Consider the following 13,143-nt stretch of genomic DNA (forward strand, 5'->3'; position numbering starts at 1 on the left):
TCTAACGCCTTGGGTGTCGCCGAGCCGCCGGAACAGCAACAGCCCCGGCCGGTCAATGACCAGCCGGGGCTGTAGCTAAGGCGGTTCTACGCGGAGATCTGGCGCAGAACGTACTGCAGGATGCCGCCGTTGCGGTAGTAGTCCGCTTCGCCCGGGGTATCGATGCGCAGCACGGCGTCGAAGGACTTGGTGCTGCCGTCCTCAGCCGTCGCGGTGACCTTGAGGGTCCGCGGCGTGGTGCCGTTGTTCAGCTCGGTAACGCCCTCGACAGAGAACGTTTCCGTGCCCACAAGTCCCAAGGACGCGGCGGATTCGCCGGCCGGGTACTGCAGCGGGAGGACGCCCATGCCGATGAGGTTGGAGCGGTGGATGCGCTCGTAGCTTTCGGCAACGACAGCCTTGACGCCCAGCAGCGCGGTGCCCTTGGCAGCCCAGTCACGCGAAGAACCAGAACCGTATTCCTTGCCAGCCAGGACCACCAGCGGAGTGCCGGCAGCCTGGTAGTTCTGCGCGGCGTCGTAGACGTAGGCCTGCGGGCCGTCGGCCTGGGTGAAGTCGCGGGTAAAGCCACCCTCCACGCCCGCGCCATCGTTGAAGTCAGCAAGCAACTGGTTCTTGATGCGGATGTTCGCGAAGGTGCCGCGGATCATGACCTCGTGGTTGCCACGGCGTGAGCCGTAGGAGTTGAAGTCCTTGCGCTCCACGCCGTTGGCCAGGAGGTACTGGCCGGCCGGGGTGTCCGACTTGAACGAACCGGCCGGGGAGATGTGGTCGGTGGTGACGGAATCGCCGAGCTTCAGCAGGACGCGCGCGCCTGCGATGTCCGTTACCGGATCCGGCTGCGCCTTCATGCCTTCGAAGTATGGGGGCTTCCGCACGTAGGTGGACTTGTCATCCCAGGCGAAGGTGTCGCCTGCCGGGGTGTCGAGTGCCTTCCAGCGGTCGTCGCCGTCGAAGACGCCCTCGTAGCCGCGGGCGAACATTTCCTTGTCGATCGAGGAATCGATGACCTTCTGGACCTCGACCGGGTTCGGCCAGATGTCCTTCAAGAACACATCGTTGCCGTCCTGGTCCTGGCCCAGGGCATCGGCGTCGAAGTCGAAGTCCATGGTTCCGGCCAGGGCGTAGGCGATGACCAGCGGCGGGGAGGCCAGGTAGTTCATCTTGACGTCCGGGTTGATGCGGCCTTCAAAGTTGCGGTTACCGGACAACACAGCGCTGACGGAAAGGTCGTTGGCCTGGATGGCCTCGGAGATTTCGGCGTCGAGGGGGCCGGAGTTGCCAATGCAGGTGGCGCAGCCGTAACCCACGATGTAGAAGCCGAGCTTCTCCAGGTAAGGAGTCAGGCCGGACTTCTCGTAGTAGTCGGTGACAACCTTGGAGCCGGGAGCGACCGACGTCTTGACCCAGGGCTTGGAGGCGAGGCCCTTGTCCACTGCGTTGCGGGCGAGCAGTGCGGCAGCAAGCATCACTGACGGGTTGGACGTGTTGGTGCAGGATGTGATCGAAGCGATCGAGACGGCACCGTGGTCCAGTTCGAATTCGCGGCCGTCAGCTGTTGTGACGCTCACCTTGTTCGACGGACGTCCGTTGGACTTCGGGCCGTGGGTGTGCGGCGCCACTTCGGACAGGTGCGTCGCGGTGGCGGTGAACGACGGCGAATCGGAGGCCGGGAAGCTCTCGTCGATCGCTTCGTCCAGGGCTTCCGTCGGCCAGGTCCTCCTTCACGTAGTTGCGCAGGTCCTCGCGGAACTGGGCCTTGGACTCCGTGAGGATGATCCGGTCCTGGGGACGCTTCGGGCCGGAGATGGAGGGAACAACCGTGGACAGGTCGAGCTCGAGGTACTCGGAGAACTTGATCTCATGCGAGGGATCGTGCCAGAGGCCCTGTTCCTTCGCGTAGGCCTCGACGAGGGCGACGTTCTGCTCGGAGCGGCCGGTAAGGCGCAAGTACTCGAGTGTGACGTCGTCGATCGGGAACATGGCTGCCGTGGAGCCGAACTCCGGGCTCATGTTGCCGATGGTGGCGCGGTTGGCCAGCGGCACAGCTGCAACGCCTTCACCGTAGAACTCCACGAACTTGCCGACCACACCGTGGTTGCGCAACTGCTCCGTGATGGTCAGGACGACGTCCGTGGCGGTGGCGCCCGCAGGGATGGAACCCGTGAGCTTGAAGCCGACAACGCGCGGGATCAGCATGGAGACGGGCTGGCCGAGCATGGCAGCCTCGGCTTCGATGCCGCCTACGCCCCAGCCCAGCACGCCCAGGCCATTGACCATGGTGGTGTGGGAGTCGGTGCCGACGCAGGTGTCAGGGTAGGCCCGAACCACTCCGTCAACTTCGCGCGTCATGACCGTACGTGCCAGGTATTCGATGTTGACCTGGTGGACGATGCCGGTTCCCGGGGGAACCACCTTGAAGTCGTCAAAGGCAGTCTGTCCCCAACGCAGGAACTGGTAACGCTCACCGTTGCGCTGGTATTCGATCTCCATGTTCCGCTCGAGGGCGCCGGAGTTGCCGAAGACGTCGATCTGCACGGAGTGGTCGATGACCATCTCGGCCGGAGCCAGCGGGTTGACTCGCTTGGGATCGCCACCGAGTTCCTTGATGGCCTCGCGCATGGTGGCCAGGTCGACCACACAAGGAACACCGGTGAAGTCCTGCATGATGACTCGGGCCGGGGTGAACTGGATCTCGGTGTCTGGCTGGGCGTTTGGATCCCAACCGGCCAGGGCACGGACGTGGTCGGCCGTGATATTGGCGCCATCTTCCGTCCGCAGAAGGTTTTCAAGCAATACTTTGAAGGCTGAACGGAAGGCTGTCAGCGCCCTCAACGGAGTTCAACCGGAAAATTTCATAATCGGTGCCGGCTACATTCAGTACGCCTTTGGAACCGAAGCTGTCCACAGTGCTCATGGCAGGACTCCTCTCGCAACAACTTTCATCTTTGTCGCGCGGTTGACCGCTAGCTAGTTAGGCAAACCTAATCTGAGCATGACGCTGCCGGCCGGTGGAGAAGTAAAGCGCGACCTGAGACTTCTCCACCATCGTAGTGGCGGCTATGCTGCCGGCACCAGCAGGGCGACAGTCTCGAGATGGTGTGTGTGCGGATACAAGTCAAACGCCCGGAGGGATTCAAGCCGCCAACCCCTGTTCTGGAAGTAGCCCAGATCACGCGCGAACGAGGCCGGATCGCACGACACATAGGCGATCGCCCGGGGCCCGGACTCGATGAGCTGGTTGACCACCGCCTTGCCCGCACCGGCTCGCGGCGGGTCGATCACCAGGGAATCGAAGCTACGGGGCCGCTGCCGCAGAACCCGCTCCACCCTCCCCTGGACGATCTCGACCTGCGGCTCTCCGTGCAGATTCTTGCGGGCGTCCCGGCTGGTTCCCGGCGATCCTTCTACCGACAGCACCGAACCGGTGACCCCCGCCATGTCCGCCAAGGGCGCCGTAAACAATCCGGCTCCCGCGTAAAGATCAGCCACGGCTGATCCCGGAAGGAGGTAGCCGCCGTCGTGCAGGAAGCTCGTGACCGCCCCTACCAGAGTGTCCGGAGCGTCCTTGTGGATCTGCCAGAAACCCTCCCCCGTCACGCGGTATTCGTGGCCGGCCGCAGATTCCTGGACCCATGTCCGGCCACGCAGCTGCAGCACTTCTCCGCCCGCCGGGTCGAAACTCGCCACAGACACCTCATGCGGAAGCTGGCCCAGGATCCGGTTGAGGCGGCGGGCATCCGTGCCTTCTTCCGGGGCAAGCAGGACCAGCGGACGCGATCCATTCGCAGGCGCAGCCACCTCGACCCTTGAGATTCCATGCAAATCGATGTCCCAAAGCCGCAGCTCGTTGATGCCGGGTAGCGCCAAGGGCATCTCGTGAACAGGAATGACGACGTCGGAGCGGTGGGCGTGCATCCCCAGCCGGCCACCGGGGGTGACCCCAAAGCTTGCCCGGGTGCGCCAGCCGAGTCCGGAACCGCCGTCGGCCGGCTCGCTCGCAGACGCAAGTTCCACGTCGACGTTCAGTTCGACGCCGGCGAGCCGTTTGAGCTGTTCGGCGAGCACTTCGGACTTGAGGAGGCGTTGCCGTTCCAGGGTGATGTGCCCCAGTTCGGCGCCGCCGACGGGTGGACCGCCCTTCCGCCACGCCGCCAATGAATCAGCCAGTGCCCAGAAGTGGCGGGTCCGGTCCTCCGACGCTTCCAGGACATCGACGACGTCGGCGCGCCAGAAACGCGAGGATTCTCCCGAATCGGTCAGGCGGACACGGACCTTCTCGCCCGGGATGCCGTGCCGGACAAATATGACCCGGCCTTCGTGCCGGGCGACAAAATGCCCGCCGTGGGCGATGGGGCCTACGTCCACCACCAGTTCCGTGGCAGCTCCGTCCTGGGCCGTGGGCGTGCTGGAATCGGTGTTGGTGGGGTGGGTCATTTGGTATCCTGCAGTGCCTTTGCTTCTTCGGAGGACTTCAATTGCCATGGAACGCTGGCAACCATGACACCTGCTTCAAAGTGAAGCCGCGCCTTGATTCGCAATGCGGTCTGGTTGTGGACGAGCTGTTCCCACCACTTTCCGACGACGTATTCCGGGATGTAAACGACGATCAGGTCGCGGGGGGAATCGCGCCGCATGTTCTTGATGTAGTCCAGGATGGGCGTGACCGTTTCCCGGTAGGGGCTCGCCAGCACGGTCAGCGGGACAGGGATGTCCAGCTTGTCCCACGCCTCCACAGTGTGGGCGGTTTCCTCGTGGTCGATGTCGACGATGATGGCGTCCAGGTGCGAAGGCCTCGATGCCCGCGCGTACGCGAGTGCCCGCAACACCGGCTTGCGGACGTGGGAAACCAGCAATACTGCGTGGACCCTCGTGGGCAGCGCACGCGGGGACGAGTCCTCGTCAACAGCGAGTTCCTTTGCCACATTGTCGTAGTGGGCGCGGATGCTCCACATGATGAGGAACAGGATGAACATTGCCAGGAGTGCTATCCAGGCGCCTTGTTGGAACTTGGTGATCAGCACGATGGTCAGCACGAGCGCCGTCATTCCAAAGCCAACCATGTTGATGGTGCGGGACTTCACCATCCTGCGGCGGACTGCTTTGTCCTGTGCAAGTTTGAGCTCCCTGCCCCAGTGCCGCACCATGCCGAGCTGGCTCATGGTGAAGGAAATGAATACGCCCACGATGTAGAGCTGGATGAGCTTTGTGACATCCGCGTTGAAGGAAATGATGAGGACCAAGGCCCCGGCCGCCAGCGCCAGGACGCCGTTGCTGAAAGCCAAGCGGTCCCCGCGGGTGCGCAGCTGGCGCGGCAGGTATCCGTCCTGGGCCAGGATGGAACCCAGGACCGGGAAACCGTTGAAAGCGGTGTTGGAAGCGAAGACGAGGATGACGCCCGTGGCGGCCACGACCACATAGAACGGGATGGACCCGGCCCCGAAGATGGTCTGCGCAATCTGGCTGATGGCCGGGTTCTGGATGTAGTCACCGGGCAGCGGCTGGCCATTGAGGAGGAATTCCTTGGCCGGATCCAGCACGATGTGGACCTTGGTGGCGTTGGCCAGGTAGATGATGCCCGCGAGCATGGCCGAGGCGATGACTCCGAGCAGCAGCAGCGTGGTGGCGGCATTCTTGCTCTTGGGCTTCTTGAAGTTCGGCACGCCGTTGCTGATGGCCTCGACACCGGTCAGTGCGGCGGCCCCGGAGGAAAATGCGCGCAGCAAAAGGAAGGCTCCGGCCAAGCCCACCATCCCTTGATCGAATCCTTCTTGCGGAACGATGGTGAATCCTGCCGAGGGGGCCTCGCCAAGATGGCCGGTGACGGCCTGGAAAATGCCAACCGCCGTCATGCCAAGGATGGAGAACATGAAGATATACGTGGGAACGGCAAAAACATTGCCGGCTTCCTTGATGCCGCGCAGGTTTACCAAGGCCAAGATGACGACACCCACCGTGGCGATGAGCGCCTGCTGCCCGTGCAGGGAGGGGATGGCAGTTGTCAGGTACGCCGCTGCCGACGACATGGACACGGCAACCGTGAGGACGTAGTCCACCAACAACGCCGCCGCGACCGTCAGGCCCGCGAACTTCCCGAGGTTGACGTTGGCGATTTCGTAGTCGCCGCCACCAGAGGGATAAGCGTGGACGTTCTGCCGGTAGGAGGCGACCACCGTGAGCAACACCACCATGACGGCGAGGCCCACTAGAGGTGAAATAGCCACGGCGCTGACACCTGCAAGCGCCAGGGTCAGCAGGATTTCATCGGGAGCGTACGCCACCGAGGACAGGGCATCGGAAGCGAAAATCGGCAGCGCAATGCGCTTGGGAAGCAGGGTATGGGCCAACCGGTCATTCCGGAAAGGCCGCCCCACCAACACCCGCTTCGCGGCGTTGAGAATTGTCAGCACTCCGCAAAGCTACTCTGAATCGAACGCGATGTCATGACGGCGGACTGGCTTCAGGGACTTACCCCGGTAGAGTCTTACCGAGCGGCAAGCATAAGAGTGAAGGAGAGACCGTGGCTCACTTTGTGATCATGGGTTGCGGACGAGTGGGCGCAACGTTGGCGCACACCTTGGAAGACGCCGGCCATTCAGTGGCAATCATCGACCAGGACGATCGTGCCTTCCGCCGCCTGCGCAGCGGATTCACCGGCCGGAAAGTTACCGGCGTTGGCTTTGACCGGGACACCCTCAAACAGGCCGGCTGCGAAGAAGCGTATGCTTTCGCTGCCGTCTCAAGCGGTGACAACTCCAATATCCTTGCCACCCGCGTGGCCCGTGAAACTTTCCATATTGCGCATGTCGTCGCCCGCATCTACGATCCCGGCCGCGCCGAAATCTATCAGCGCCTGGGCATCCCCACCGTGGCCGCCGTGCGCTGGAGCGCGGACCAGGTCCTGCGCCGCATCCTGCCCGAGCAACACTTGGCGGGCGACTACCGCGAGCCTTCGGGCCGACTCGTATTGTCCGAAGTCGACCTCAACGAAGGCTGGATCGGACACTCGCTGACCGCCATCGAAGCGGCAGCCGGAATCCGCATTGCTTTCCTCACCCGTTTCGGAGAGGGCCTCTTGCCCCACACCGGAACCTCGTACCAGGAGGGTGACACCGTGCACGCCATGTTGAACCTGGACCGCGGCGCCGAGGTAGCCCGCGTCCTCGCCAGCGCACCCGCCAAGGAGTCTGAGTGAAAGTCGTTATTGTCGGCGCCGGCAGCGTCGGTTCATCGATCGCGCGTGAATTGCTCGCCCACAAACACGAGATCATGTTGATCGACCTCAAGCCTGAGGTCATCGGGCGCAGCGGCCTTCGCGGAGCCCGCTGGCTGGTTGGCGATGCGTGCGAATTGAGCACGCTGCAAGAGGCGAAACTGGAGGACACCGACGTCGTCGTGTCCGCGACGGGCGACGACAAAGTCAACCTCGTCGTGTCCTTGCTGGCGAAGACCGAATTCGGTGTCGGGCGTACTGTGGGCCGCGTGAACAACCCCAAGAACGACTGGATGTTCAACGATTCCTGGGGCGTCGACGTCGCGGTCAACACCCCGCAGCTCATGACGGCTCTCGTGGAAGAAGCCGTGGAAATCGGTGACTTGGTGCGCCTGCTGACGTTGCAGACCGGCGTGTCCTCGCTGGTGGAATTCACCGTCCCGCATGACTCGCACATCATCGGCAGCACCGTGGGCGGCATTGAATGGCCCGAAGATGCCACCCTGGTTGCGATCCTCCGGGATCATGCACCTATCACTCCGAGCCGCGACGACGTGATCGACGGCGGCGACGAGTTGTTCTTCGTCACCACCATCGCGGCCGAAGACGGGCTGAGGGCGCTGCTCTCCCCGTCGGCCGCGGACCACGGTTCAGTCGAAGTCGAGGAAGAGTTTTCGGATCAGTCCGACGACGACGGTTTCGACGGCTGAACGTCGCGGTTCGGCTTCTGGCCCGGCGCCGGCCGGGTCAGGAGCCAGGCAATCCAGAGACCCAGGATGTACAGCGGCGCGCCCATGATCAGCCGCATGGTAGCGAGCGCGGCCAAGCCGGGCTCCCCCATGAAGTACAGGGGAACCTGGACCACCAGCCGTAGCGTCAAAACGGCTATGACCACCCAGGTGCCGATGGTGTATGCCCTCAAGCGCCCGGGGTTCTTGCGCCATTCAAAGCCTTCGTTGCGCACAAACCCGAAGAGCAAGCCGGCAATCGGCCACTTGAGCACGATGGAAAGCACCAAACCAACGATGTAGGCGGCGTTCGTGAAGAAGCCCAAGACGTAGAAGTCCTCGGCTTTGCCCGTGGTGTTGGCGAGCCATGCGGAGATTGCGACACCGGCGATCCCGGCAAGCGCCTGGGTCAACGGACGGCGTTGGACCAACCGGACCGCGGTAAAGACGGCGGCTGCCGCGAGAGATGCGATCAGGGAGGCGGAAAGGTCGCGTGTCACCATGAAGGCGATCAGGAACACGAGGCCCGGAAGGATGCTCTCCGCTATCCCCTGGACACCCCCGGCCGACTTGAGGATGTCCACATGCCCGTGGCTGTTTCGGTGGAGTCCGGCCTTTTCAGCGTAGCCCGCTGCAATGTCCGCAATGCTCGGCCCCTGGGTTTCCTCGCGGGACTTTGTTTCCGGAGCGGGCTCTTCCTGCGCAGTCTTTTTCTGCGGATCGGATCCGTTGGCGACTGTCATTGGTGCTCCTGCCGGGAGAGGATTTCATAGCGCGGATTGAACATGGTGGGCATCCCGTCACGGGGCGTGACCATGCCCTCGAGCCGCAGGACAGTCCCAGGTTCGATGCCAGGTACCTTTCGGCGTCCCAACCAGATGACTCGCAAACGGGCCAATGGACCGGGTTCGCCCCTCTGCGCGATCCGGTCCACGACGATCGCCGAGAAGTGGACTTGCGCATTGGCGGGTTGATAGGTCACCGATTCGATGAAACCTGTGCAGTTGACCCTGCCCCGCGCGGGGAGATCAGTGAGGGGCCTGGGTGCAGGGCTGCCGTGGGAGGCAGCGGAGCGGACCTCTTTGTCAGCCAATCTGGGTGATTTCCGGGCCGCGCTCGGGCTGCTGAAGTTCCGGAGCTTCAGCGTGGGCGCCGTGGTGGTCGGTGGCCGCTGCGTCCTTGGGCAGCCTCAACTGGAGGAGTTCGCGGGGCGGCATGGGGTTGTCTCCACGAATGACCACCACTTTGCGGAAGAGGTTTTCCAGGCCCTCGGCAGCGCCCCTGTCCAAAGCTGCCTCGCCACCGATGACGCCCCGGAGGAACCAGCGGGGCCCGTCCACGCCCATGAACCTGGCCGCGCGGAAACTCTGTCCGCCGTCGGCGGAGTCGGTGGGAAGCTTGGCGACGAGTTCCATGCCGAAGGTGCCGCTGATTTCCTCGACCTCGCCTCCCTGGCTGGACACGGACTCGCCGATCTGTTCGCGGATCTCGTCCCAGAGCCCCTCGGAGCGGGGGGCGGCAAATGCCTGGAGCTGAAGGCTCGAGCCATCCAAGTCCATGGTCACTGCCACGACCCGCTGGGTTGCTTCCTCAACCTCGAGGCGCAGCTGAAGGCCTTCCACGGGCTCGATCAGCAAGGCGCCGAGGTCCACATAGCCGTCCTGGCTATCGATTTCGCTGGCATCGAGCGGCCCCTTGGACAGACGGAAGTCGCCCTTGACGGTTCCGCTGGCTACCACGCCGGCATCCCGCTGCGACGTCGCAGCATCGGCTTGGTCAGTAGGGCTGTCTTCCGTCGGTTCGGCCTTGGACTTCTTTCCGCGCCCAAAAAGCATCGGGTTGTCTCCTTAGTAGTGGTCTATCCCCAGTAAACCGCATACTGTCCGTCAACTCGCGGGCAGTATGGCAATCGACTCCGTGCGGCGTCGATTGGGCGATCGTCGAGGGGTTGTTGCTAGCTGACGGCCGGCGCGAAGCCTCCGGTAGATCCAAAACCGCCGGTCCCGCGAGCTGTGTCGGACAACTCTTCCACGGCAACGAACTGCGCATACTCGACGCGCTGGATCACCATTTGAGCAATTCTATCGCCGCGCTTGAGTTCGATTGCGTGGTTTTGGTCCGTATTCAAAAGCGTCACGGAAATTTCACCTCGGTAGCCGGCATCAACCGTCCCCGGAGCGTTGACCACCGTGAGTCCGTGCTTGGTGGCCAGCCCCGATCGCGGGTGGATCAGTGCGACAAAGCCATTGGGCAGCGCGATCGAAACCCCAGTGGGAACGAGCTTCCGCTCCCCCGGGGCCAGTGACACGTCCGCGCGGGCGCGCAAGTCCGCTCCCGCATCGCCGGGGTGGGCGTAGGACGGGGCTTCCAAACCGGCGTCGAGCATTTTCAGTTGGACCTGAAGAGTCGGGGCACCGTATTCGGCGGAGGTGTCTGCTGGGTTTGCTACTGCTGTCTCGTGGCTCACAGTCACATATTCTATCGTCCGTAAGATGCTCCCTGGCTGCCGCCATGGAGCCCGTCGGCGTTCATTCCTGTGGTCGCAGTCCCGATAAGCTGGTTCTATGCCTGAATCGACTGAATCCGTACCCACGCCGAACCATTCCCCGAGTGGATCGGGCGTCCTGTTTACGGAAAAGCTCTGGCCCTCGGCCTGGATCTGGATCGTCGTGGTCGGCTTATCCGCCGCGGGCATCCTGATGTTTGCGCCTATCAGCATCACCGCCGGCATCATCGCGGCACTTGTTCTTTTTGCGATCATGACCATCATGCTGGTGTGGTCAACGCCTGCGATCGTCGTGGACCGCGACACCGTTCAGGTGGGCCGCGCGAGCATCCAGCGCGATTATGTCGGTGCAGTCACGGCATACCGTAAGGACGAGGCCACGGCAGAGCGTGGTGTAAGGCTCAACGGCTTGGCGTTCCTGTGCCTGCGTGGGTGGGTCGATCCCGTAGTGCGTATTGAAATCACGGACCCGGCCGACCGCACGCCGTACTGGCTGACATCGACCCGCCGTCCCGACGAACTGCTGGCAGCCCTCTCCAAGTAGAGCGGGATCTTGTAGCGAAGTAGTACCAAGACGTAGTACCACAAGGGGAAGCACCCCTAGTTTTCGCATTCCTTGCAGTAAAGGTGCCCATCCTTCTCCCGTGCGATCTGGGAGCGGTGCTTGACGAGGAAACAGTTGAAGCAGGTAAATTCGTCTGCCTGCGCAGGGAGAACCCGGACCAGCAGTTCTTCGCCCGACAAGTCCGCGCCCGGGAGTTCGTAAGCATCCGCCAGATCGGTCTCATCAACGTCAACCGCTGAGGACTGCTTCTCGGTGCGACGCGACTTGAGTTCCTCGATCGAGTCCTCGCTGGCGTCTTCTTCCGTCTTCCGAGGAGCATCGTAGTCCGTTGCCATGGTCCCTTCTTCGCTATCCCTTGTGCCTCATCCAGGAGTCCCGATCCTGTGGCCCGGAACCTGCTCCGGTCTAAGGATGTAACGCAGCGGGCAGCAATTTTGTGCCCGATACCGGGCAGATTGTCCTCCCGGCCGAAACGAATGTCCATAGCCAGCGGGGATCGTTCTGCACGGACAGGGCGGAAAATCGCGGAATATCGCGGCGCGCCCTTTGTCCTAGTAGGAAATGCATCCACCGGGTGGCAGAGTTTCGAATGTCAGATAGGCCATGGTGGAGGATTTTATGCGGGATCTACGGCTGGTTGGCGTCCACGACGACGGCGGACATCTTCTGTTGAGCGGTACCGGCGGCGAGATGTTCCAGCTTCCGATTGACGAGGCGCTGCGCGTTGCCGCGAGCCGGACACCGGCCCAGGTGGCCGCCCGCGCTTCCATCACGCCTATTGCCATGTCCCCGCGCGACATTCAGTCGCGTATCCGTAGCGGCGCCACGGCCGCGGAAGTATCAGAGCTTTCGGGATTGCCGCTCGCCAACGTGCAACGCTACGAGGGTCCGGTGCTGGCTGAACGCGAGTACGTCGCCCAACAAGCCCGCAAAGTGGAGGTTGCCGCCCCGGCACCTGGCCACGACGCCTACCGAGCCGCGTTCGGCGATGGTCCTGCCAGCCTCGGCGAGATGGTGGCACACCGGCTCACAGCCCACGGCATCGATTCCGCCGCCGTGAAGTGGGATTCCTGGCGCCGGACCGACGGCGCCTGGACGGTGGTCGCGCGCTTCGAAACCAAGCCGGGAAGCTTGGAAAGCATCGGCGAGGAACCGCCCGCAATGTGGACATTCAATCCCGCCCGGAAGTCCCTCCAGAATGCCAACCGCTGGGCCCAGCAGCTGAGCGAACTGGAGCCCCTCGACGGGCCGGTTCCCGCCCGGCGCCTTGCGGCCGTCTCTGACAGACCTTTCGACTTTGAGGCCGACGCCGGCACCGCAGCGCGTGCGGCCGCCGCCGCTGCCACCAAGGAAGCCGATGGGCTTCTGGACATGCTGCGCTCGCGCCGTGGGCAGCGGCTGGGCCTCGATGAAGACGGCGACGACGCCTTGGCGTTGCTTTTGAGCAGCGGAGTTCCGGCTGCCCATCCCCGGCCCGGGGACGTCGAAGACGGAGCCTCGGACAACGAATCAAGCGACGCAGACAAGGACGATCAAGCAGAAGCCGATCCAGCCCGGAGCCGTCGCGACGCGCGTGCGGCCATGCTGTCGCGCCTGAGCCTGGCACCGCAGCATGAGGACCGGGAGAACGACTCCCTCCACCTGCACGACGGCGTCAGCACGGATACGCGGGAAATCACCTTGATTCCAGGTCCCATGCGCCCTGTGACCCTTTTGCGGGGCCGGACTGACGAGGCCGCCAAACCGGACCAGGAACGAAGCGCGGTCCCAAGAGGCGCAGTCCCAGGAAGCAGCGTCTCGGGAAGCACAGTCCCAGGAAGCAGCGTCTCCGGAAACACAGTCCCACGGAGCATCATCACCGCGGGCAGGCCTGGACGAATTGCTTGGCGGAGCCCCTCGGCGGGAACGCGAAGAACCCAAGTCCACCCGCGCGGAACTGAAGGATTCACTCAAGGAATCTTGGTACAAGGCCACTCCTTCCCCGGCCCAGCGGACGGAGAGCGAGTCCGGCAACCAGTCCCGCGGCGACGATTCGGCCGACGCCGCACCAGCCGAGCGCCAGCCGTCACGGCCTAAGCGCTCCAGCATTCCCAGCTGGGATGAAATAGTCTTCGGTACGCGCGGAGACTAA

At 63.4% G+C, this 13,143-nt stretch carries 10 protein-coding genes and 2 pseudogenes; 4 read left to right on the top strand and 8 right to left on the bottom strand.

What is annotated here, in order from left to right:
- Positions 1-86 precede the first annotated feature (86 nt).
- The 3 genes and pseudogenes from ACF0H6_RS13485 to ACF0H6_RS13495 form a co-directional block, all read right to left on the bottom strand.
- Positions 87-2,917 (bottom strand): annotated as a pseudogene (locus ACF0H6_RS13485) (aconitate hydratase).
- 143 nt (positions 2,918-3,060) lie between these two features.
- On the bottom strand, positions 3,061-4,437 hold the full coding sequence (locus tag ACF0H6_RS13490) for a class I SAM-dependent RNA methyltransferase (RefSeq protein ID WP_395250138.1): 1,377 nt from the start codon (positions 4,435-4,437) through the stop codon (positions 3,061-3,063).
- Positions 4,434-6,410, bottom strand: a complete 1,977-nt coding sequence (locus ACF0H6_RS13495) for an APC family permease (protein ID WP_395250139.1) — start codon at positions 6,408-6,410, stop codon at positions 4,434-4,436. Before ACF0H6_RS13495 ends, ACF0H6_RS13490 begins: the two co-directional genes overlap by 4 nt.
- Before the next feature lie 110 nt (positions 6,411-6,520).
- Here ACF0H6_RS13495 and ACF0H6_RS13500 point away from each other — a divergent pair, with 110 nt between their 5' ends.
- Complete coding sequence (locus tag ACF0H6_RS13500; RefSeq protein WP_395250140.1) at positions 6,521-7,195, top strand: potassium channel family protein; 675 nt, start codon at positions 6,521-6,523, stop codon at positions 7,193-7,195.
- On the top strand, positions 7,192-7,923 hold the full coding sequence (locus ACF0H6_RS13505; protein ID WP_395250141.1) for a potassium channel family protein: 732 nt from the start codon (positions 7,192-7,194) through the stop codon (positions 7,921-7,923). The genes ACF0H6_RS13500 and ACF0H6_RS13505 overlap by 4 nt, the downstream gene beginning before the upstream one ends.
- On the opposite strand, the gene ACF0H6_RS13510 is transcribed toward ACF0H6_RS13505, so the two are convergent.
- From ACF0H6_RS13510 to dut, 4 genes are all read right to left on the bottom strand, one after another.
- On the bottom strand, positions 7,893-8,684 hold the full coding sequence (locus ACF0H6_RS13510; RefSeq protein ID WP_395250142.1) for a DUF3159 domain-containing protein: 792 nt from the start codon (positions 8,682-8,684) through the stop codon (positions 7,893-7,895). The two genes, ACF0H6_RS13505 and ACF0H6_RS13510, sit on opposite strands and share 31 nt — an antisense overlap.
- On the bottom strand, positions 8,681-9,034 hold the full coding sequence (locus ACF0H6_RS13515) for a hypothetical protein (protein ID WP_395250143.1): 354 nt from the start codon (positions 9,032-9,034) through the stop codon (positions 8,681-8,683). Before ACF0H6_RS13515 ends, ACF0H6_RS13510 begins: the two co-directional genes overlap by 4 nt.
- Positions 9,027-9,776 carry a DUF3710 domain-containing protein gene (locus ACF0H6_RS13520; RefSeq protein ID WP_395250144.1) on the bottom strand — a complete coding sequence of 250 codons (750 nt, stop codon included), beginning with the start codon at positions 9,774-9,776 and terminating at the stop codon, positions 9,027-9,029. Before ACF0H6_RS13520 ends, ACF0H6_RS13515 begins: the two co-directional genes overlap by 8 nt.
- A gap of 119 nt (positions 9,777-9,895) precedes the next feature.
- Positions 9,896-10,408: a dUTP diphosphatase gene (gene dut / locus ACF0H6_RS13525; RefSeq protein WP_395250145.1), complete on the bottom strand. Its 513-nt coding sequence runs from the start codon at positions 10,406-10,408 to the stop codon at positions 9,896-9,898.
- Between the two features lie 97 nt (positions 10,409-10,505).
- On the opposite strand from dut, the gene ACF0H6_RS13530 reads away from it, so the two are divergent.
- Entirely contained in the window at positions 10,506-10,991 is a 486-nt protein-coding gene (locus tag ACF0H6_RS13530; RefSeq protein ID WP_395250146.1) for a DUF3093 domain-containing protein, read from the top strand.
- Positions 10,992-11,047: 56 nt separating this feature from the next.
- Here the strand turns inward: ACF0H6_RS13530 and ACF0H6_RS13535 are convergent, their stop codons facing one another.
- Positions 11,048-11,347, bottom strand: a complete 300-nt coding sequence (locus ACF0H6_RS13535) for a DUF4193 domain-containing protein (protein ID WP_395250147.1) — start codon at positions 11,345-11,347, stop codon at positions 11,048-11,050.
- 283 nt (positions 11,348-11,630) lie between these two features.
- Between ACF0H6_RS13535 and sepH the strand changes: the two are divergent.
- Positions 11,631-13,143: pseudogene (gene sepH, locus ACF0H6_RS13540) on the top strand (septation protein SepH).

It is taken from the genome of Arthrobacter sp. NA-172 (assembly GCF_043952055.1).
Taxonomy (GTDB): domain Bacteria; phylum Actinomycetota; class Actinomycetes; order Actinomycetales; family Micrococcaceae; genus Arthrobacter.